The organism is Amycolatopsis sp. NPDC114504 (assembly GCF_055633595.1).
In genome coordinates, this window is sequence record NZ_JBVKDU010000002.1 from 541,878 (window position 1) to 558,540 (window position 16,663).

Here is a 16,663-nt window from a genome sequence, read left to right on the forward strand (position 1 = left end):
TCAGGACTCGTCGTCCTGCTGCGACGGCGGCAGCGAGAAGCCCGCGGCTTCGGCAGCCTCGGCGGAGGCGAACCACACCTCGGCCTTGGTCTGCTCGTAGTACGGGCTTTCCTCGGTGTGGTAGTACTTCGACTCGTCGTTGCCCTTGATCGGGAAGCCCTCGGGCTGCGTCCCGTCCTCGAGCGCGGCGTGGCTGCCCTCGCCGTAGGGAGCCTCGGTAGCGGCTTCCTCGGCAGCGGGGGCGGCCTCGACGGCAGCCGGCTTCTCGTCCTTGGCGAACTTCGTCTTCCGAGCGCGCTCGGCTTCCGAGGTCACCGTCTTCTCCGGCACCAGTTCGATGACCGCCATCTTGGCGTTGTCGCCCTTGCGCGGCATCGTCTTGGTGATGCGGGTGTAGCCGCCCTCGCGCTCCGCGAAGTGCGGGCCGATCTCGGCGAACAGCTTGTGGACGACGTCCTTGTCACGGACGACGCGCTGCACCTGCCGGCGGTTGTGCAGGTCGCCCCGCTTCGCCTTGGTGATCAGCTTCTCGGCCAGCGGACGGACCCGCTTCGCCTTCGCCTCGGTCGTGGTGATCTTGCCGTGCTCGAACAGCTGCGTGGCCAAGTTGGCCAGGATCAGCCGCTCGTGCGCGGACGACCCGCCGAGCCGGGCTCCCTTGGTAGGGGTGGGCATTGGTTCTCCTACTAGTTCAGCTCGCAGCGTCCAGGCACAGAGCCCTAGAGCTGCTCGGTCTCTGCGTAGTCCTGGCCATCGTCGTGGTGGCCGTCCGAAATCCCGTCGGCGATGCCACCGACACCCTCCGACCAGCCTTCACCGTCGTAGCTGGCGGCAGCCGCGGTCGGGTCGAACCCGGGCGGGCTGTCCTTCAGCGCGAGGCCGAGGCCGACGAGCTTGAGCTTGACCTCGTCGATCGACTTGGCGCCGAAGTTGCGGATGTCGAGCAGGTCCGCCTCGCTGCGCGAGACCAGCTCGCCCACCGTGTGGATGCCCTCGCGCTTGAGGCAGTTGTACGACCGGACGGTGAGGTCCAGGTCCTCGATCGGCATCGCGTAGGCGGCGATGGTGTCCGCTTCCTGCGGCGACGGGCCGATCTCGATGCCCTCGGCGTCGACGTTCAGCTCGCGGGCGAGACCGAACAGCTCCACCAGCGTCTTGCCGGCCGACGCGACCGCGTCGCGCGGCGTGATCGACGGCTTGGTCTCGACGTCCAGGATCAGCTTGTCGAAGTCGGTGCGCTGCTCGACACGAGTCGCCTCGACCTTGTACGTCACCTTCAGCACCGGCGAGTAGATCGAGTCGACCGGGATCCGGCCGATCTCCGCGCCCGCCTGCTTGTTCTGCAGGGCCGGAACGTAACCGCGGCCGCGCTCGACGACGAGCTCGATCTCGAGCTTGCCCTTGCCGTTCAGCGACGCGATGTGCAGGTCCGGGTTGTGCACGGTGACGCCGGCCGGGGGCACGATGTCAGCGGCGGTGACCTCACCGGGGCCCTGCTTGCGCAGGTACATGGTGACCGGCTCGTCCTCTTCCGAGGACACCACGAGCTCCTTGAGGTTCAGGATGATGTCGGTGACGTCTTCCTTCACCCCGGGAACGGTGGTGAACTCGTGCAGCACGCCGTCGATGCGGATGCTCGTCACGGCCGCGCCCGGGATGGACGACAGCAGCGTACGACGCAGCGAGTTGCCGAGCGTGTAGCCGAAGCCGGGCTCCAGCGGTTCGATGGTGAACCGGGAGCGGGTCTCGTTGACCGTCTCTTCGCCGAGAGCCGGCCGCTGGGAAATCAGCATTCTTCCTAATTCCTTTCCAGACGACGCCCGCCATATGACGTCGAAGGGATGGCGCGGCGGCGGCGCACCTGTTGCGCCGCCGCCCGTGGTCCAGCCGGGGCCGGACTACTTCGAGTAGAGCTCGACGATCAGCTGTTCCTGAACCGGAACGTCGATCTGCGCACGCTCCGGCAGCTGGTGGACCAGCACGCGGAGGTTGGACTGGACGACCTGCAGCCACGCCGGGATCGGGCGGTCGCCGTAGGACTCCTTGGCCACGACCAGGGGCAGCATCGAGAACGACTTCGGCCGCACGTCGATGATGTCCCACTTCGAGACCTGGTAGGACGGGACGTTGACCTTGACGCCGTTGACCAGGAAGTGGCCGTGGCTCACCAGCTGACGCGCCTGACGGCGGGTGCGGGCGATGCCGGCGCGGTAGATCACGTTGTCCAGGCGGGACTCGAGGATCTGCAGCAGGTTCTCACCGGTCTTACCCGGACGCCGGACGGCTTCCTTGTAGTACCGGACGAACTGACGCTCGAGAACGCCGTAGGTGTAGCGAGCCTTCTGCTTCTCCTGCGACTGCAGGAGGTACTCGGACTCCTTGATGCGCCCGCGGCCGTGCTGGCCCGGCGGGTAGGGGCGACGCTCGAAAGCCTGGTCGCCGCCGATGAGGTCAACCTTGAGGCGACGCGAAATACGCGTCGCGGGGCCGGTGTAACGAGCCATTTCTTCTTACTCCTCCCCGTTCCTCAGACCCGGCGCCGCTTGGGCGGGCGGCAGCCGTTGTGAGGCTGCGGGGTCACGTCCTGGATGGTGCCGACCTCGAGGCCGGCCGCCTGCAGCGAGCGGATCGCCGTCTCGCGACCCGAACCCGGGCCCTTCACGAAGACGTCGACCTTCTTCATGCCGTGCTCGGCGGCCTTGCGGGCAGCGTTCTCGGCGGCCATCTGCGCGGCGAACGGGGTGGACTTGCGCGAGCCCTTGAAGCCCACGTGACCACTCGACGCCCACGCGATCACGGCACCGGTCGGGTCCGTGATCGAGACGATGGTGTTGTTGAAGGTGCTCTTGATGTGCGCGTGACCGTGCGCGACATTCTTCTTTTCCTTGCGGCGGACCTTCTTGGCCCCGGCCGCAGTACGAGACTTCGGTGGCATGTTGTGAGGGATCTCCTGTTAGCGCGCGTTCTCTTGGTGAGCGGCGACCGCTTCGGCCTGTCCGCGCCGGATGATCGAACCGGCGTCGGTGTACAGGTTGCGGAGCGCCATCGGGCGGGCGTAGAGCGCCTTGGGCGAAACGCAAGCCGTGCCACGGCGCTGGACGCCGCCCATCTGCACGACCTTCTTGCCCTGGACGCTCACTTCTTGCCAGCCTTCTTCTTGCCGGCAACCGTCTTCTTCGGACCCTTGCGGGTACGGGCGTTGGTCTTCGTGCGCTGCCCACGGACGGGAAGTCCGCGGCGCCAGCGAAGGCCCTCGTAGCACCCGATCTCGATCTTCCGACGGATGTCGGCGTTCACCTCGCGGCGAAGGTCACCCTCGACCTTGAAGTTCTCTTCGATGTACGTACGCAGCTTCGCGAGGTCGTCATCGCTGAGGTCCTTCACGCGGGTGTCCGCGTTGAGCTCGGCAGCCTTGATGAGCTGCTTCGAGCGGGTACGGCCGATGCCGTAGATGTACGTAAGCGCGATCTCCAACCGCTTTTCGCGGGGGAGGTCTACGCCAGCGAGTCGTGCCATTGGCGTTGATGCTCCTTCATTGAATTCATCCTCAGGTCTGCTCCCCGTCCGGTTCCGGGACCGACTCGCCTGTCGTGCCCTCTGCTTGCGCTTCGGGTGTCCCGGCCCCGGCCTGAAGTCCGGGGGTGAACCGGGCCACTCGCGTGGCCCGGCAGGTGCGGGGAGGGTGTGTAGCCGTCAATCCACTCTGGTCGAGTGCGAGGTGAACCTTATTCTGCCGTCGGCCGGCGCGAAGGTGACCACAGGCAGGTGACCTGCGGTCCGTAGCGCCGTCCTAACCAAAATAAGGTTCAGCGATCAGCCCTGCCGCTGCTTGTGCCGCAGGTTCTCGCAGATCACCATGATCCGGCCGTGACGGCGGATCACCTTGCACTTGTCGCAGATCTTCTTGACGCTCGGCTGGACCTTCACGTCTTCTGCTCTCCTGCTTCTGAGCTGCTCTTCGTGATCACTTGTAGCGGTAGACGATGCGACCACGAGAGAGGTCGTAGGGCGAGAGCTCCACGACAACCCTGTCCTCCGGCAGGATGCGGATGTAGTGCTGCCGCATCTTGCCGCTGATGTGTGCCAGGACCTTGTGACCGTTCTCCAACTCGACGCGGAACATCGCGTTGGGGAGCGGCTCGACTACGCGGCCTTCGACCTCGATGGCCCCGTCTTTCTTCGCCATGTCCTCCGCATTTCCTGTCGCTACACTATCGCTACACTGTGTGATCAGTTGAGCACGAGTGCCTGTCTGGGTGGAACGTCGGCACACTGGTGCCCGACTCCCAAGACCGTGAATTCACGAGCGCGCAGGATCCGGGCACGATAAGTGCGCCGACTTGACAGTGTACGCAACCCGTGTCGCGACCCCCAAACTGGGGGTAACCATGCTAGGAGAACGCTCAACTTGCCGTGACCGCGATCACCCCGGAAGGGTGAAACCGCAGGTCAGGCCTCTTCAGGAGCGGTGAGAACCCAGGGGCCTTCTTCGGTGATCGCCACCGTGTGCTCCCAGTGGGCCGCGCGGGAGCCGTCGGCCGTGACGACCGTCCAGCCGTCGTCCAGCTCGCGGGTTTCGCCGCCGCCGCCGGTCAGCATCGGCTCGATCGCCAGCGCCATGCCGGGCTTCAGCCGCGGGCCCTTGCCCGGCTTGCCGATGTTCGGCAGGAACGGGTCCATGTGCATCTGGCGCCCGATGCCGTGGCCGCCGTACTCGACGATCATCCCGTACTCGATGCCGTCGTCGCGGCCCGCGCGTTCGGCGGCCGACTGGACGGCGTAGGAGATGTCGGTCAACCGGCCGCCGGCGCTGACCGCCTCGATGCCGGCCCACATCGCCGCTTCGGTCGCCGCGGACAGCGCCAGGTCGGCGCCGGAGACGTCACCGATGGCCAGCGTGACGGCGGAGTCGCCGTGCCAGCCGTCGAGGATCGCCCCGCAGTCGACGGAGATGATGTCGCCGTCGGCCAGCACCTGGGTCTTCGCCGGGATGCCGTGGACGATCTGCTCGTTCACCGACGCGCAGATCGACGCCGGGAAGCCGTGGTAGCCCTTGAAGGACGGCACCGCGCCGGCGTCCCGGATCGTCTGCTCGGCCAGCTCGTCGAGCTCGGCCGTGCTGACGCCCGGTTTCGCGGTGGCGCGGACGGCCGCCAGCGTGCGGGCGACGACGAGCCCCGCGGCCCGCATCGCCTGCAGCTCGTCCGGGGTCTTGACCTCGATCATGCGCCCACGCCGGAGCACTTGCAGAACACGCAATCCTCCGAGATTCACGTGCGGTCGCGCAGCGCTTTCAGCACCCGGCCGGAGATCTCCTCGACACTGCCGACGCCGTCGACGGTCACCAGGATGCCGGCGTAGTACTCCAGCAGCGGCGCGGTCTCGGACACGTAGATCTGCTGACGGCGGCGGATGACCTCTTCGGTGTCGTCCGCGCGGCCGCGCGACATGAGCCGCGCGACCACGACGTCCTCCGGCACCTGCAGCTGGATCACGGCGTCGAGCGAGACGTCGGCGTCGCCGAGGATCTCGCCGAGCACCTCGGCCTGCTTGGTGTTGCGGGGGAAGCCGTCGAGCAGGAAGCCGACCTTCGCGTCCGGCTCCGCCAGCCGCTCGCGGACCATTTCGTTCGTCACCGAGTCGGGCACGAGCTCGCCCGAGTCCATGTAGCGCTTGGCTTCCTGACCCAGCGGGGTCTCCTGGCCGACGTGCGCGCGGAACAGTTCACCCGTGGAGATGTGCGGGATGCGCAGCTGCTCCGACAGAGCCTCCGCCTGCGTACCTTTGCCCGCGCCTGGCGGACCGACGAGAACCAGCCGCGTCACTTCAAGAACCCTTCGTAGTTGCGCTGCATCAGCTGGCTTTCGATCTGCTTCACGGTGTCGAGCCCGACACCGACCATGATCAGCACAGCCGTGCCACCGAACGGGAAGTTCTGGTTGTTCCCGCTACCGGTCACCGACAGGAAGAAGTTCGGAAGAATCGCGATGATGCCCAGGTACAGCGAACCCGGAAGGGTGATCCGGCCGAGCACGAAGCTCAGGTACTCCGCGGTGGGACGGCCCGGGCGGATGCCCGGGATGAAGCCACCGAACTTCTTCATCTCGTCCGCGCGCTCGTCCACGTTGAACGTGATCGTGATGTAGAAGTACGTGAAGAAGATGATCAGCGCGAAGTACAGCGCGATGTGCACCCAGCTGGACTGGTTCACGATGTAGTTCTTGATGAAGACCTGCCAGCCGGAGTTGGCGTTCTGGTCGCCGACGAGGCGGCTGATCAGGTCCGGCAGGTACAGCAGGGACGACGCGAAGATGACCGGGATGACGCCGGCCTGGTTCACCTTGATCGGCAGGTAGGTCGACGTGCCGCCGTACATCCGGCGGCCGATCATGCGCTTGGCGTACTGCACCGGGATCCGGCGCTGCCCCTGCTCGACGAAGATGACGCTCGCGATGATCACGAGGCCGAAGACGCAGATCATCGTCAGCGCGACGCCACCGCCGTTGCTGAGGATGTTGCCGCCCTCGACCGGGATGCGCGCGGCGATGTTCAGGAAGATCAGGACGGACATGCCGTTGCCGACGCCGCGCTCGGTGATCAGCTCACCCAGCCACATCATGACGGCGGTGCCCGCGGTCATGGTGATGACGATGATGGCGAGCGAGTAGACGCTGTTGTCCGGGATGATCGGCTGGTCGCAGTCCGGGAAGAGCTGCTTGCGGTCCGCGAGCGCGACCACGCCGGTGGCCTGCAGGATCGCCAGCGCGACCGTCAGGTACCGGGTGTACTGGGTCAGCTTGCCCTGGCCGGACTGGCCTTCCTTCTTCAGCTCCTCGAACCGCGGGATGACCACGGTCAGCAGCTGGATGATGATGCTCGCCGTGATGTACGGCATGATGCCGGTCGAGAAGAGCGACAGCTGCAGCAGCGCACCGCCGCTGAACAGGTTCAGCAGCTGGTAGACGCCTTCCTGCTGCGCCTGGGAGCTACAGGCCTGTACCGCCCCGTATGAGATCCCGGGTGCCGGAATGGTCGCACCGATTCGGTAGACCGCGACGATGGCTAGCGTGAACAGGATCTTCTTGCGTAGATCCGGCGTCGCGAGAGCCGAGCGGAAGGCGCTGAACACGCGGGGGACCTCCTCGGCGTCGTCGGCCGTCCTCAACCGACGATCGGCTTGGCCGGCACGGGTGGCCGGCGGGAACACACAGCACTACTGGCACGCAAGCCAGGAACGCTTCGGGGCACACTCGTCCCGAAGCGTGTCGCCGACTCTAACAGCTTCACAGGGCGTGTCCGCAGTGCGTGTGCGTTTTCCGTACCAAGGTTGCTCCGGCGGGTTGATCCACATCGCCGGGTTGCCCGTAATCCTTGACACAGGGCCACAAGATCCGGTCAGGCGGTCGACGTCGCGAGCACGCCGGCCAGCCCGACGAGGACCACACCGGTGCCACGATCGACGTTGCGCCGCGCCCGCCGCGTCAGCTCGATCGACTTCACCGCGGCGCCGACCCCGACGTACACCGAGCCGGCCAGGAACTCGGCCAGCAGGTAGACCGCGCCGAGCAGGGCGATCTGGGCCGAAAATGGCCCGTGACCTGCGTCGATGAACTGCGGGACGAACGCGGTGAAGATGAGGATCGCCTTCGGGTTGGTGATCGCGACGCCGAACTCCTTGCGCGCGACCCGCCACGCCGTCGCCGGCTCGGCCTTGGTTTCGGGGGTGCCCGATTCGTCGTTCTTGTGCCGGAAGGTCGACCACAGGATCCGCACGCCGAGGTAGAGCAGGTAGGCGGCACCGGCCCACTTGATGATCGTGAGCGCGGTCTCGGACGCGGCCAGCAGCTGCCCGAGCCCGGCCGCCACGGCGGTGATCAGCAGGGTGAACGCGGCCAGCCGGCCACCCAGCCCGGCGAGGCCGCGGCGAACACCGTGCGTCATCCCGTGGTGGAGACCGAGCAGGTTGTTCGCCCCTGGCGTAAGCGCGATGAGCACGGACGCCCCGAAGAAGACCAGCAGCCACGTCATGGTTCTCACGGTAACCCCGGTGGCGAGCGGGTTATCCGGGTTGTCCTGGTTGTTCGGGTCCGGGCTCTTCCGGGGGAAGCACCGTGATGGCGACGCCGGTGGGCGGGGTCGGGGTGTCGGCGTAGGCGAGCGTGGGATCGGCCCAGCTTTCGCCGGCGCGCCGCCAGGCGGGTAGGTACGCGAGCACGGCCGCGACGGCCGCCAGCAGGGTGCCCCCGATCAGCAGCCACATGCCGGCCGCGGTGATGACCTCGAGGTCCATGCCGTCCGCCATGGCGGCCCACCCGGGCCCGATCATGCCGACGGTGCTGACGACACCGGCGGTGAAGAGCGCCGCCGCGGCGATCAGCCACCGGCCGACCCCGCGACCGGGCCGCGAGAAGGCCGTGAAAGCGGCGACGGCCAGGACGAGAACGGCGAGGACCAGCGGAATACCGACGGGCGGGGCAGCTTGGTCGACGGCATCCTGCCCGGGGATGTCGACGCGGCTTCCCCAGGCGGTCTGGGTGACGGTGAGCTGGGCTTCGAAGAACCGCTGCCGGACGGTGACGTGCTCCTGCAGCCGGAAGAGAGGGAGGAAGACGCCCCCGGCGGTCATGAGCGCGGCTGCGGCGGTGAGGACCGGTGGGAGGAAGCGGAGGAGGCCGGAGGGGGTGGTGGCTTCGGTGGCCGGGGTGGGTGCGGGGTCAGGGGCTGCCGGGACGGGGGTTGGGACCGGAGCCGGGATGGCGGTGACCGAGCCCGGTAGCTCGGCGACCGGGTACGGCAGCTGCGCGGCTTGGGCTGGGAAGGGTTGCGAGGCTGCGGGCAGGGCCGGTGCGGGAAAGTCGAGCGGATCGGCGGGTGCCGCGGGTGCCACCGCAGCCGGGAAGACCAGCGGCTCACCCGCCCGCGCCGCTTCCGCCGGGAACGCCAGCGGGTCCGCCGCCTCCCCCGACCCCACAGACGGTGCGACCTCCGCCGGGAAGCTGAGCGGCTCCCCCGCGCCCGGCTCCACGCCCGCGAGCTTCGGGGCCTCGACCGGGAAGCTCAGCGGCGACTCCCCCGCCTCGGATGGCGGGTCGGGGTGCTCGGGCGGCTTCTGCGACGGTCTGTCCACCCTGTGATCCTCCGTCCGGATCCGCGGCGCGGCAAGGAACCTGTCCGGTCAGTCGCCCTCCGGGGGCAGGACCGTGATCGCGACGCCCGATGGTGGCGTTGTCGTGTCCGCGTACGCGGCCTCGGGGTCCGCCCACTCCGGGCGGCCCGTCGCGACCCGTTGGTGGCCCAACACCGCCGATACCGCTGCTGCCAAGACTGCCGCCGCCAGGATCCACATGCCGGCCATCGGCGTTGTCTCCATCTCCGGCGCGCTGTCGTCGAACAGCCCGCGGGCGCCGTGCACGGCGATCGTGCACACCACTCCCGCCAGGAACGCCGCTCCCAGCAGCGTCGTCCGGCGCGTGGCCGCGGACGGGTGGCCCGTCACCGACTGGCGGATGCCGAGGATCCCCGCCACCAGGAGGAGTGCGCTCGCCAGCAGGAGCGGCAGCCCCAAGGGCACCGATGGCGAGCTGAGCTCCCCCTGGCCCGGGAACGTGAAGTCGATCCGCCAGGCCCGCACCGTCGTCCGCGCGATCCCGGACGGCTCCAGCCCCACCGTCTGCTCGGTGCGGAAGAACGGCAGGAACGTTCCCAGGACCGTCAGCGTGAACGCGAGCGCGGTGAACACCGGCGCGAAGGGGCCGAGGCGGATCGGCCGGCGAGGGGGAGCCATTCCGCCGATCCTTCCGGCGGACCGGGGCCACCACAAGCGAATCTGGGAACGCCGAAGGCCCGCCTGGCGAACCAGACGGGCCTTCGGACGAGATTCAGCTCAGTTGGTGGTGGCGGAGCCACCGGCCGCTTCGAGTTTCTCCTTGGCGGAGCCGGAGAAACCGTCGGCGGTCACGTCGAGCTTGACGCCGTCGACGTCACCGTTGCCGAGCACCTTGACGAGCTTGCCCTTGCGGACGAGACCCGCGGCGGCGAGCTCCTCGGCACCGACCTTGCCACCGTCCGGGAAGACGCGGGCGATGTCGCCCACGTTCACCGGCTGGTACTCGGTGCGGAAGCGGTTCTTGAAGCCGCGAAGCTTCGGGAGCCGCATGTGGATGGGCATCTGCCCACCCTCGAACCCGGCGGGCACGTTCTTCCGGGCCTTGGTGCCCTTCGTACCGCGACCGGCGGTCTTGCCCTTCGAACCCTCACCACGGCCGACGCGCATCTTCTCGCGCTTCGAGCCCGGAGCCGGGCGCAGGTGGTGGATCTTGATGGCCGTCATGACTGGACCTCCTCGACCTCCACCAGGTGGCGGACGGTGTGGATCAGGCCGCGAACCTGGGAGGTGTCCTCACGCACGACGCTCTGGCGGATCTTGCGCAGCCCGAGGGTGCGCAGCGACTCGCGGTGAGCGTGCTTCGTGCCGATCTTGCTCTTGACCTGGGTGACCTTGAGCTGAGCCATGTCAGGACCCCTGACCCGCGCGCTGGCGCAGCATCCGAGCCGGCGCGACGTCCTCGAGCGGGAGACCGCGGCGGGCCGCGACCTCTTCGGGACGCTGCAGACCCTTCAGGGCCGCCACGGTCGCGTGCACGATGTTGATCGCGTTGTCGGAGCCGAGCGACTTCGACAGCACGTCGTGGACACCCGCGCACTCCAGCACGGCGCGCACCGGGCCACCGGCGATGACGCCGGTACCGGCGGAAGCCGGACGGAGCAGCACGACACCGGCGGCTTCCTCACCCTGGATCGGGTGGGGAATGGTGCCGCCGACGCGCGGGACGCGGAAGAAGTTCTTCTTCGCTTCCTCGACGCCCTTGGCGATGGCCGCGGGAACTTCCTTGGCCTTGCCGTAGCCGACGCCGACCTGACCGTCGCCGTCACCGACGACGACGAGGGCGGTGAAGCTGAAGCGACGACCACCCTTGACGACCTTGGCGACGCGGTTGATCGTCACGACCTTCTCGAGGTGCGGGGTCTTGTCCTGGCCGGCCCCGCCACGGCCGCTGTCGCGCCGGTCCCGGCCGCCACCGCGACGGTCATTGCGGTCGTTGCCGCCCTGTCCGCCGGGTCCGCCCTGTCCGCCGCCGAATTGCCGTGTACGTCCCGGCATCAGGCTTTCCTTCCGTTAACAAGCTTCTGCATCGTCAGAACTCCAACCCCGCCTCACGGGCGGCGTCGGCGAGCGCGGCGATGCGGCCGTGGTAGGCGTTGCCCCCACGGTCGAACACCACAGCCGTGATCCCGGCGTTCTTCGCACGTTCGGCGACGAGTTCCCCGACCTTGGCGGCCTTGGCCTTCTTGTCACCGTCGAACGACCGGAGGTCCGCCTCGAGGGTGGACGCCGAGGCCAGCGTGTGGCCGGCGAGGTCGTCGATGACCTGCACGGCGATGTGCCGCGAGGACCGCTTGACGACCAGGCGGGGACGCTGCTCGGTGCCCGAAACCTTCTTGCGGAGCCGGAAGTGCCGACGGGCCTTCGCGACGCGGCGGCGGGTCGAGATGTCCTTGCCCACCGGCTTGCGCTTCGTAGTCGTGTCGCTCATGATCACTTACCCGTCTTTCCGACCTTGCGGCGGATCTTCTCACCCTCGTAGCGCAGGCCCTTGCCCTTGTAGGGGTCCGGGCGCCGCAGCTTGCGGATGACGGCCGAGATCTGGCCGACCTTCTGCTTGTCGATACCGGAGACCGAGAACCGGGTCGGGGTCTCCACCTTGAAGGTGATGCCCTCCGGAGCCTCGATCTTCACCGGGTGCGAGTAGCCGAGGGCGAACTCGAGGTCCGAACCCTTCGCCTGCACGCGGTAACCGACACCGTGGATCTCGAGCTTCTTCTCGTAGCCCGCGGTCACACCGACGACCAGGTTGTTCACCAGGGTGCGGGTGAGGCCGTGCAGGGCCTTGCTGGTGCGCTCGTCATCCGGGCGCTTGACCAGCAGTGTTCCGTCGTCGTCGCGCTCGACCGTGATCGGCTCGGCGATGGTGTGCTCCAGGGTCCCCTTGGGGCCCTTGACGCTGATGCGCTGACCGTCGATGGTCACCTCGACCCCGGAGGGGACGGCGACCGGCAGCTTTCCGATGCGTGACATGTCTGTGCCCCCTTCCTTACCAGACGTAGGCGAGGACTTCGCCGCCCACGCTGTTTCGCTTGGCCTGACGGTCCGTCTGCAGCCCCGAAGACGTCGAGATGATCGCGACGCCGAGGCCACCGAGAACGGACGGCAGTTCGGTCGATTTTGCGTAGACCCGCAGACCGGGCTTGGAGACGCGCCGGAGGCCGGCGATGCTCCGCTCACGGTTGGGGCCGTACTTGAGCTCGACGATCAGGTTCTTGTGCTTCTCGCCCGGCTCGTCGCGGTAGCTCGCGATGTAACCCTCGCGCTTGAGGATCTCCGCGATGTTCGCCTTGAGCTTCGAGTGGGGAAGCACGACCTCGTCGTGGTACGCCGAGTTCGCGTTACGCAGACGGGTCAAGAAGTCTGCGATCGGGTCGGTCATCGTCATGGTGACCTGTCAACCTTTCTCGCCTGGTTCCCCGCCGCCCGGAGTGCGGGCGGCGGGGCCTGTGGCGAAGTGGGAGTTAAAGATGAAGAACGCTTCTACCAGCTGGACTTGCGGACCCCGGGCAGCTCGCCCGCGTGCGCCATCTCGCGAAGGCAGATCCGGCAGAGACCGAACTTGCGGAACACGGCGTGCGGCCGGCCGCACCGCTGGCAGCGGGTGTAGGCACGCACGGCGAACTTCGGCTTCTTCGCGGCCTTGTGGACCAGTGCTTTCTTGGCCATCGGCTCAGTTCTCCTTGAACGGGAAGCCGAGCTTGCGCAGCAGCGCCCGGCCCTCGTCGTCGTTCGTGGCGGTCGTGACGACGGTGACGTCCATGCCGCGCGGGCGGTCGATGGAGTCAGGGTCGATCTCGTGGAACATCGACTGCTCGTTGAGACCGAACGTGTAGTTGCCGTGGCCGTCGAACTGCTTGGGCGAAAGCCCGCGGAAGTCGCGGATACGCGGCAGCGCGATGGTCAGCAGCCGGTCGAGGAACTCCCACATGCGGTCGCCGCGCAGCGTGACGCGCGCGCCGATCGGCTGACCCTCGCGCAGCTTGAACTGCGCGATGGACTTGCGGGCCTTGCGAACCTCGGGCTTCTGGCCGGTGATCAGGGCGAGGTCCTTGACCGCACCCTCGATCAGCTTGCTGTCGCGGGCGGCGTCGCCGACGCCCATGTTCACGACGACCTTCACGACGCCCGGGATCTGGTGGACGTTGACGAAGGAGAACTCCGCCTGCAGCTGGCCCTTGATCTCTTCGCGGTAGCGCACCTTGAGGCGCGGCGCGACCTTCTCTGCGGTGGTCATCAGATGTCCTTACCGTTCCGGCGCGAGATCCGGACCTTCTTGCCGTCCTCGCCGATGCGGTAACCCACCCGGGACGGCTTGCCGTCCGAGTCGACGACCATCACGTTCGAGACGTGGATGGGCGCCTCCTGCGTGACGATGCCACCGGACTGCGCGCCGCGCTGGGTCTGGGTGATCCGCGTGTGCTTCTTGATCCGGTTCACGCCCTCGACCAGCACGCGGTCGCGCTCGGGGTAAGCCTGGATGACCTTGCCCTTGGCGCCCTTGTCCTTGCCGGCGATGACGACGACCGTGTCGCCCTTCTTCACCTTCATCACAAGACCTCCGGCGCGAGCGAAATGATCTTCATGAACTTTCGGTCGCGCAGCTCGCGGCCCACCGGGCCGAAGATGCGGGTCCCGCGGGGCTCGTTGTCGTTCTTGATGAGCACGGCGGCGTTCTCGTCGAACCGGATGTAGGAACCGTCCGGACGACGACGCTCCTTGACCGTGCGGACGATGACAGCCTTGACGACATCGCCCTTCTTCACCCCGGCAGCCGGGATGGCGTCCTTCACGGTGGCGACGATGATGTCGCCGATGCCGGCGTAGCGCCGCCCAGAGCCACCGAGAACGCGGATGCAGAGGATTTCCTTCGCACCCGTGTTGTCGGCTACCCGAAGCCGCGACTCCTGCTGGATCACGTCAACTCCTGTATGTCGCGCCGGTTCTCGCCCCGACGAGCGAGCCTTGCGGAACTAAGAACTCTGAAAGAGCCCTGCTTACTTGGCCTTCTCCACGATCTGCACCAGGCGCCACCGCTTCGTCGCCGACAGCGGGCGGGTCTCCATCAGGGTGACCCGGTCGCCCACGCCCGCCTCGTTGTTCTCGTCGTGCACCTTGACCTTGGTGGTGCTGCGGAGAACCTTCGAGTAACGGGGGTGCTTCTTGCGGTCCTCGAGCTCGACCACGATCGTCTTGTTCATCTTGTCCGAGACCACGTAGCCCTCGCGGACCTTGCGGTCGTTCCGGGCCGGCGTCTCGGTGGTGGGCTCGCTCATGCGGCACCTTCACTCTCGGCGTCGGGGGCAACGGACAGGCCGAGTTCGCGCTCGCGCATGACCGTGTAGATCCGCGCGATGTCCGTGCGGACGGTGCGCAGACGGCGGTTGTTGTCGAGCTGCCCGGTCGCCATCTGGAAGCGGAGGTTGAAGAGCTCCTCCTTGTATTCCTTCAGACGCAGGACGAGCTCTTCCGCGGTGAGCTCACGCAGCTCCGATGCCAGAGCACCAGCGTTCGCCATCAGAACTCACCACCTTCACGGGTCACGATGCGGCACTTCATGGGCAGCTTGTGGATCGCGCGACGGAGGGCCTCACGGGCGGTCTCCTCGTTCGGGAACGAGATCTCGAACATCACGCGGCCCGGCTTCACGTTGGCGATCCACCACTCGGGCGAACCCTTACCGGAACCCATGCGGGTTTCGGCCGGCTTCTTCGTCAGCGGGCGGTCCGGGTAGATGGTCGTCCACACCTTGCCGCCACGCTTGATGTGACGCGTCATGGCGATACGAGCGGACTCGATCTGCCGGTTCGTCACGTAGCTGTGCTCAAGCGCCTGGATGCCGTACTCGCCGAAGCTGACCTTCGTGCCACCCTTGGCGGCGCCGTGGCGCTTCGGGGAGTGCTGCTTCCGGTGCTTGACCCTGCGCGGGATGAGCACGTCTCAGCCCTCCGTCTTTTCTGCGGTCTCGGTGGCCGGGGCCGCCTCGGTCGTGGCGGCAGCGGCGGCGCGGCCGGCTTCGGTCGAGGTGGCGGTCGTGCCCGAGGCGCCGGAACGACGCGGACGGGACGGCCGGTCGCTGCGGTCGCGGTCGCGACGCGGCGCGCGCTCGGCGGCGTCGCGGGCCTCGCGAGCCTTCAGGCCACCGACGAGCTCACCCTTGTAGATCCACACCTTGACGCCGATGCGACCGAACGTCGTCTTGGCCTCGAAGAAGCCGTAGTCGATGTCGGCGCGCAGCGTGTGCAGCGGGACGCGGCCATCGCGGTAGTGCTCGGAGCGGGACATCTCGGCACCGCCGAGACGACCGCCGCACTGCACGCGGATGCCCTTGACCTGCGGCGAGCGCATGGAGGTCTGGATCGCCTTCCGCATCGCGCGGCGGAACGCCACACGGTTGGAAAGCTGCTCCGCGACCGCCTGGGCGACCAGCTGGGCGTCGGCCTCGGGGTTCTTGACCTCGAGGATGTTCAGCTGGACCTGCTTCTTGGTCAGCTTCTCCAGCGCGCCACGGATCCGGTCGGCCTCCGCGCCGCGGCGGCCGATGACGATGCCCGGCCGGGCGGTGTGGATGTCGACGCGGACGCGGTCACGGGTGCGCTCGATCTCGACCTTGGAGATGCCGGCGCGCTCCATGCCCGTCGCCAGCAGCTTGCGGATCTTGACGTCCTCGGCCACGTACTCGGCGTACTGCTTGTCGGCGTACCAGCGCGACTTCCAGTCCGTGGTGATACCCAGGCGGAAACCGTGCGGGTTGATCTTCTGGCCCACTACCGGCCACCTGCCTTCTTCTTGCTCTGAGCCTTCGGCGCGACGGCCGGACGCGACTCCACCTCGACGGTGATGTGGCTGGTCCGCTTGCGGATCCGGTACGCACGGCCCTGGGCCCGCGGGCGGATCCGCTTGAGGGTCGGGCCCTCGTCGGCGTACGCGTTCTTGACCCAGAGGGTGTCCGGGTCCAGCTGAAGGTTGTTCTCGGCGTTGGCCACGGCGCTGGCGAGCACCTTCGCGACCGGCTCGCTGGCCGCCTGCGGGGCGAACCGGAGCACGGCCAAGGCGTCGGCGGCGCTACGTCCCTTGATGAGCTCGATCACCCGGCGCACCTTGGTCGGCGAGTCCCGGACGAAGCGAGCCCGCGCGTAAGCCGTAGGCAAGGCCTCGACCGTCGCGTCGTTCTGGGCGTTCATCGCTACTTCCTGTCTTGTTTCGTGCCCGCTCAGCGGCGGCGCGACTTGCGGTCGTCCTTGATGTGACCCTTGAAGGTCCGCGTCGGGGCGAACTCGCCCAGCTTGTGACCCACCATGGCCTCGGTGACGAACACCGGGACGTGCTTGCGGCCGTCGTGCACGGCGATCGTGTGACCCAGGAAGTCCGGGATGATCGTCGAGCGGCGCGACCAAGTCTTGATCACGGTCTTCTTGCCCGATTCGTTGAGCACGTCCACCTTCTTGAGCAGGTGGTCGTCCACGAAGGGGCCCTTCTTGAGGCTACGTGGCATGTTCT

At 67.6% G+C, this 16,663-nt stretch carries 30 protein-coding genes; all 30 read right to left on the bottom strand.

Features of this window, described 5'->3' with window-relative positions; all coding sequences use genetic code 11:
• The 30 genes from rplQ to rpsS all read right to left on the bottom strand — a co-directional run bounded on the left by rplQ (position 1) and on the right by rpsS (position 16,658).
• The gene (rplQ, locus tag ACZ7PG_RS14185) at positions 1 to 675 is read right to left on the bottom strand and encodes a 50S ribosomal protein L17, sunset domain variant (RefSeq protein WP_470239508.1); all 675 of its coding nucleotides are present in this window, start codon (positions 673 to 675) and stop codon (positions 1 to 3) included.
• 44 nt (positions 676 to 719) lie between these two features.
• Positions 720 to 1,793, bottom strand: coding sequence for a DNA-directed RNA polymerase subunit alpha (locus tag ACZ7PG_RS14190; RefSeq protein WP_364623794.1), 1,074 nt, complete (start codon positions 1,791 to 1,793; stop codon positions 720 to 722).
• Positions 1,794 to 1,898: 105 nt separating this feature from the next.
• Positions 1,899 to 2,504: a 30S ribosomal protein S4 gene (rpsD, locus tag ACZ7PG_RS14195; protein ID WP_364623796.1), complete on the bottom strand. Its 606-nt coding sequence runs from the start codon at positions 2,502 to 2,504 to the stop codon at positions 1,899 to 1,901.
• Between the two features lie 23 nt (positions 2,505 to 2,527).
• A complete protein-coding gene (gene rpsK / locus ACZ7PG_RS14200; protein WP_004558885.1) occupies positions 2,528 to 2,935 on the bottom strand; it encodes a 30S ribosomal protein S11 in 408 nt (135 codons plus the stop codon).
• Positions 2,936 to 2,953: 18 nt separating this feature from the next.
• The gene (locus ACZ7PG_RS14205; protein ID WP_086681363.1) at positions 2,954 to 3,139 is read right to left on the bottom strand and encodes a hypothetical protein; all 186 of its coding nucleotides are present in this window, start codon (positions 3,137 to 3,139) and stop codon (positions 2,954 to 2,956) included.
• Entirely contained in the window at positions 3,136 to 3,516 is a 381-nt protein-coding gene (gene rpsM, locus ACZ7PG_RS14210; RefSeq protein ID WP_004558883.1) for a 30S ribosomal protein S13, read from the bottom strand. The genes ACZ7PG_RS14205 and rpsM overlap by 4 nt, the downstream gene beginning before the upstream one ends.
• Before the next feature lie 297 nt (positions 3,517 to 3,813).
• Positions 3,814 to 3,927 (bottom strand): 50S ribosomal protein L36, encoded by a 114-nt coding sequence (gene rpmJ, locus ACZ7PG_RS14215; protein WP_004558882.1) that lies wholly within the window; start codon positions 3,925 to 3,927, stop codon positions 3,814 to 3,816.
• A 37-nt stretch (positions 3,928 to 3,964) separates the two neighbouring features.
• On the bottom strand, positions 3,965 to 4,186 hold the full coding sequence (gene infA, locus ACZ7PG_RS14220; RefSeq protein ID WP_004558881.1) for a translation initiation factor IF-1: 222 nt from the start codon (positions 4,184 to 4,186) through the stop codon (positions 3,965 to 3,967).
• Positions 4,187 to 4,449: 263 nt separating this feature from the next.
• Positions 4,450 to 5,226 carry a type I methionyl aminopeptidase gene (gene map, locus ACZ7PG_RS14225; protein WP_470239509.1) on the bottom strand — a complete coding sequence of 259 codons (777 nt, stop codon included), beginning with the start codon at positions 5,224 to 5,226 and terminating at the stop codon, positions 4,450 to 4,452.
• 44 nt (positions 5,227 to 5,270) lie between these two features.
• Positions 5,271 to 5,825 carry an adenylate kinase gene (locus tag ACZ7PG_RS14230; RefSeq protein ID WP_470239510.1) on the bottom strand — a complete coding sequence of 185 codons (555 nt, stop codon included), beginning with the start codon at positions 5,823 to 5,825 and terminating at the stop codon, positions 5,271 to 5,273.
• Positions 5,822 to 7,129: a preprotein translocase subunit SecY gene (gene secY, locus ACZ7PG_RS14235; protein WP_470239511.1), complete on the bottom strand. Its 1,308-nt coding sequence runs from the start codon at positions 7,127 to 7,129 to the stop codon at positions 5,822 to 5,824. Before secY ends, ACZ7PG_RS14230 begins: the two co-directional genes overlap by 4 nt.
• A gap of 266 nt (positions 7,130 to 7,395) precedes the next feature.
• On the bottom strand, positions 7,396 to 8,028 hold the full coding sequence (locus ACZ7PG_RS14240; protein ID WP_470239512.1) for a LysE family translocator: 633 nt from the start codon (positions 8,026 to 8,028) through the stop codon (positions 7,396 to 7,398).
• Positions 8,029 to 8,059: 31 nt separating this feature from the next.
• Positions 8,060 to 9,127 carry a hypothetical protein gene (locus ACZ7PG_RS14245; protein ID WP_470239513.1) on the bottom strand — a complete coding sequence of 356 codons (1,068 nt, stop codon included), beginning with the start codon at positions 9,125 to 9,127 and terminating at the stop codon, positions 8,060 to 8,062.
• 48 nt (positions 9,128 to 9,175) lie between these two features.
• The gene (locus ACZ7PG_RS14250; RefSeq protein ID WP_470239514.1) at positions 9,176 to 9,784 is read right to left on the bottom strand and encodes a hypothetical protein; all 609 of its coding nucleotides are present in this window, start codon (positions 9,782 to 9,784) and stop codon (positions 9,176 to 9,178) included.
• 99 nt (positions 9,785 to 9,883) lie between these two features.
• On the bottom strand, positions 9,884 to 10,330 hold the full coding sequence (gene rplO / locus ACZ7PG_RS14255; RefSeq protein WP_470239515.1) for a 50S ribosomal protein L15: 447 nt from the start codon (positions 10,328 to 10,330) through the stop codon (positions 9,884 to 9,886).
• Positions 10,327 to 10,512, bottom strand: coding sequence for a 50S ribosomal protein L30 (gene rpmD / locus ACZ7PG_RS14260; protein WP_470239516.1), 186 nt, complete (start codon positions 10,510 to 10,512; stop codon positions 10,327 to 10,329). Before rpmD ends, rplO begins: the two co-directional genes overlap by 4 nt.
• Before the next feature lies 1 nt (position 10,513).
• The gene (gene rpsE, locus ACZ7PG_RS14265) at positions 10,514 to 11,161 is read right to left on the bottom strand and encodes a 30S ribosomal protein S5 (protein WP_470239517.1); all 648 of its coding nucleotides are present in this window, start codon (positions 11,159 to 11,161) and stop codon (positions 10,514 to 10,516) included.
• Between the two features lie 34 nt (positions 11,162 to 11,195).
• A complete protein-coding gene (rplR, locus tag ACZ7PG_RS14270) occupies positions 11,196 to 11,594 on the bottom strand; it encodes a 50S ribosomal protein L18 (protein ID WP_470239518.1) in 399 nt (132 codons plus the stop codon).
• Positions 11,595 to 11,596: 2 nt separating this feature from the next.
• The gene (gene rplF / locus ACZ7PG_RS14275) at positions 11,597 to 12,136 is read right to left on the bottom strand and encodes a 50S ribosomal protein L6 (RefSeq protein ID WP_470239519.1); all 540 of its coding nucleotides are present in this window, start codon (positions 12,134 to 12,136) and stop codon (positions 11,597 to 11,599) included.
• 16 nt (positions 12,137 to 12,152) lie between these two features.
• A complete protein-coding gene (gene rpsH / locus ACZ7PG_RS14280) occupies positions 12,153 to 12,551 on the bottom strand; it encodes a 30S ribosomal protein S8 (protein WP_155548873.1) in 399 nt (132 codons plus the stop codon).
• A gap of 95 nt (positions 12,552 to 12,646) precedes the next feature.
• A complete protein-coding gene (locus ACZ7PG_RS14285) occupies positions 12,647 to 12,832 on the bottom strand; it encodes a type Z 30S ribosomal protein S14 (RefSeq protein ID WP_004558870.1) in 186 nt (61 codons plus the stop codon).
• A gap of 4 nt (positions 12,833 to 12,836) precedes the next feature.
• Positions 12,837 to 13,400 carry a 50S ribosomal protein L5 gene (rplE, locus tag ACZ7PG_RS14290; protein WP_284745391.1) on the bottom strand — a complete coding sequence of 188 codons (564 nt, stop codon included), beginning with the start codon at positions 13,398 to 13,400 and terminating at the stop codon, positions 12,837 to 12,839.
• Entirely contained in the window at positions 13,400 to 13,714 is a 315-nt protein-coding gene (gene rplX, locus ACZ7PG_RS14295) for a 50S ribosomal protein L24 (RefSeq protein WP_086675498.1), read from the bottom strand. The genes rplE and rplX overlap by 1 nt, the downstream gene beginning before the upstream one ends.
• Positions 13,714 to 14,082 (bottom strand): 50S ribosomal protein L14, encoded by a 369-nt coding sequence (rplN, locus tag ACZ7PG_RS14300; RefSeq protein ID WP_004558867.1) that lies wholly within the window; start codon positions 14,080 to 14,082, stop codon positions 13,714 to 13,716. Before rplN ends, rplX begins: the two co-directional genes overlap by 1 nt.
• A 78-nt stretch (positions 14,083 to 14,160) precedes the next feature.
• Entirely contained in the window at positions 14,161 to 14,439 is a 279-nt protein-coding gene (rpsQ, locus tag ACZ7PG_RS14305; RefSeq protein WP_086675499.1) for a 30S ribosomal protein S17, read from the bottom strand.
• Entirely contained in the window at positions 14,436 to 14,681 is a 246-nt protein-coding gene (gene rpmC, locus ACZ7PG_RS14310; RefSeq protein WP_086675500.1) for a 50S ribosomal protein L29, read from the bottom strand. The genes rpsQ and rpmC overlap by 4 nt, the downstream gene beginning before the upstream one ends.
• Complete coding sequence (gene rplP / locus ACZ7PG_RS14315; RefSeq protein ID WP_004558864.1) at positions 14,681 to 15,100, bottom strand: 50S ribosomal protein L16; 420 nt, start codon at positions 15,098 to 15,100, stop codon at positions 14,681 to 14,683. The genes rpmC and rplP overlap by 1 nt, the downstream gene beginning before the upstream one ends.
• 3 nt (positions 15,101 to 15,103) lie before the next feature.
• The gene (gene rpsC, locus ACZ7PG_RS14320; RefSeq protein ID WP_086842942.1) at positions 15,104 to 15,931 is read right to left on the bottom strand and encodes a 30S ribosomal protein S3; all 828 of its coding nucleotides are present in this window, start codon (positions 15,929 to 15,931) and stop codon (positions 15,104 to 15,106) included.
• Positions 15,931 to 16,347 (bottom strand): 50S ribosomal protein L22, encoded by a 417-nt coding sequence (gene rplV, locus ACZ7PG_RS14325; RefSeq protein ID WP_470239520.1) that lies wholly within the window; start codon positions 16,345 to 16,347, stop codon positions 15,931 to 15,933. Before rplV ends, rpsC begins: the two co-directional genes overlap by 1 nt.
• 29 nt (positions 16,348 to 16,376) lie before the next feature.
• Positions 16,377 to 16,658, bottom strand: a complete 282-nt coding sequence (gene rpsS / locus ACZ7PG_RS14330; protein WP_026468892.1) for a 30S ribosomal protein S19 — start codon at positions 16,656 to 16,658, stop codon at positions 16,377 to 16,379.
• Positions 16,659 to 16,663 lie beyond the last annotated feature (5 nt).

Coding starts and splice junctions, on each gene's coding strand:
- map (WP_470239509.1), bottom strand. CDS start 5,226: ATGATCGAGGTCAAGACCCCGGACGAGCTGCAGGCGATGCGGGCCGCG.
- rpmD (WP_470239516.1), bottom strand. CDS start 10,512: ATGGCTCAGCTCAAGGTCACCCAGGTCAAGAGCAAGATCGGCACGAAG.
- rplE (WP_284745391.1), bottom strand. CDS start 13,400: ATGACCACCGCAGAGAAGGTCGCGCCGCGCCTCAAGGTGCGCTACCGC.
- ACZ7PG_RS14240 (WP_470239512.1), bottom strand. CDS start 8,028: ATGACGTGGCTGCTGGTCTTCTTCGGGGCGTCCGTGCTCATCGCGCTT.
- rplQ (WP_470239508.1), bottom strand. CDS start 675: ATGCCCACCCCTACCAAGGGAGCCCGGCTCGGCGGGTCGTCCGCGCAC.
- rplR (WP_470239518.1), bottom strand. CDS start 11,594: ATGAGCGACACGACTACGAAGCGCAAGCCGGTGGGCAAGGACATCTCG.
- rpsQ (WP_086675499.1), bottom strand. CDS start 14,439: ATGAGCGAGCCCACCACCGAGACGCCGGCCCGGAACGACCGCAAGGTC.
- rpsE (WP_470239517.1), bottom strand. CDS start 11,161: ATGCCGGGACGTACACGGCAATTCGGCGGCGGACAGGGCGGACCCGGC.
- ACZ7PG_RS14285 (WP_004558870.1), bottom strand. CDS start 12,832: ATGGCCAAGAAAGCACTGGTCCACAAGGCCGCGAAGAAGCCGAAGTTC.
- ACZ7PG_RS14190 (WP_364623794.1), bottom strand. CDS start 1,793: ATGCTGATTTCCCAGCGGCCGGCTCTCGGCGAAGAGACGGTCAACGAG.
- ACZ7PG_RS14250 (WP_470239514.1), bottom strand. CDS start 9,784: ATGGCTCCCCCTCGCCGGCCGATCCGCCTCGGCCCCTTCGCGCCGGTG.
- rplX (WP_086675498.1), bottom strand. CDS start 13,714: ATGAAGGTGAAGAAGGGCGACACGGTCGTCGTCATCGCCGGCAAGGAC.
- rplV (WP_470239520.1), bottom strand. CDS start 16,347: ATGAACGCCCAGAACGACGCGACGGTCGAGGCCTTGCCTACGGCTTAC.
- infA (WP_004558881.1), bottom strand. CDS start 4,186: ATGGCGAAGAAAGACGGGGCCATCGAGGTCGAAGGCCGCGTAGTCGAG.
- rpsH (WP_155548873.1), bottom strand. CDS start 12,551: ATGACGATGACCGACCCGATCGCAGACTTCTTGACCCGTCTGCGTAAC.
- rpmC (WP_086675500.1), bottom strand. CDS start 14,681: ATGGCGAACGCTGGTGCTCTGGCATCGGAGCTGCGTGAGCTCACCGCG.
- rplF (WP_470239519.1), bottom strand. CDS start 12,136: ATGTCACGCATCGGAAAGCTGCCGGTCGCCGTCCCCTCCGGGGTCGAG.
- rplO (WP_470239515.1), bottom strand. CDS start 10,330: ATGACGGCCATCAAGATCCACCACCTGCGCCCGGCTCCGGGCTCGAAG.
- rpsD (WP_364623796.1), bottom strand. CDS start 2,504: ATGGCTCGTTACACCGGCCCCGCGACGCGTATTTCGCGTCGCCTCAAG.
- rpsK (WP_004558885.1), bottom strand. CDS start 2,935: ATGCCACCGAAGTCTCGTACTGCGGCCGGGGCCAAGAAGGTCCGCCGC.
- rpsS (WP_026468892.1), bottom strand. CDS start 16,658: ATGCCACGTAGCCTCAAGAAGGGCCCCTTCGTGGACGACCACCTGCTC.
- rpsM (WP_004558883.1), bottom strand. CDS start 3,516: ATGGCACGACTCGCTGGCGTAGACCTCCCCCGCGAAAAGCGGTTGGAG.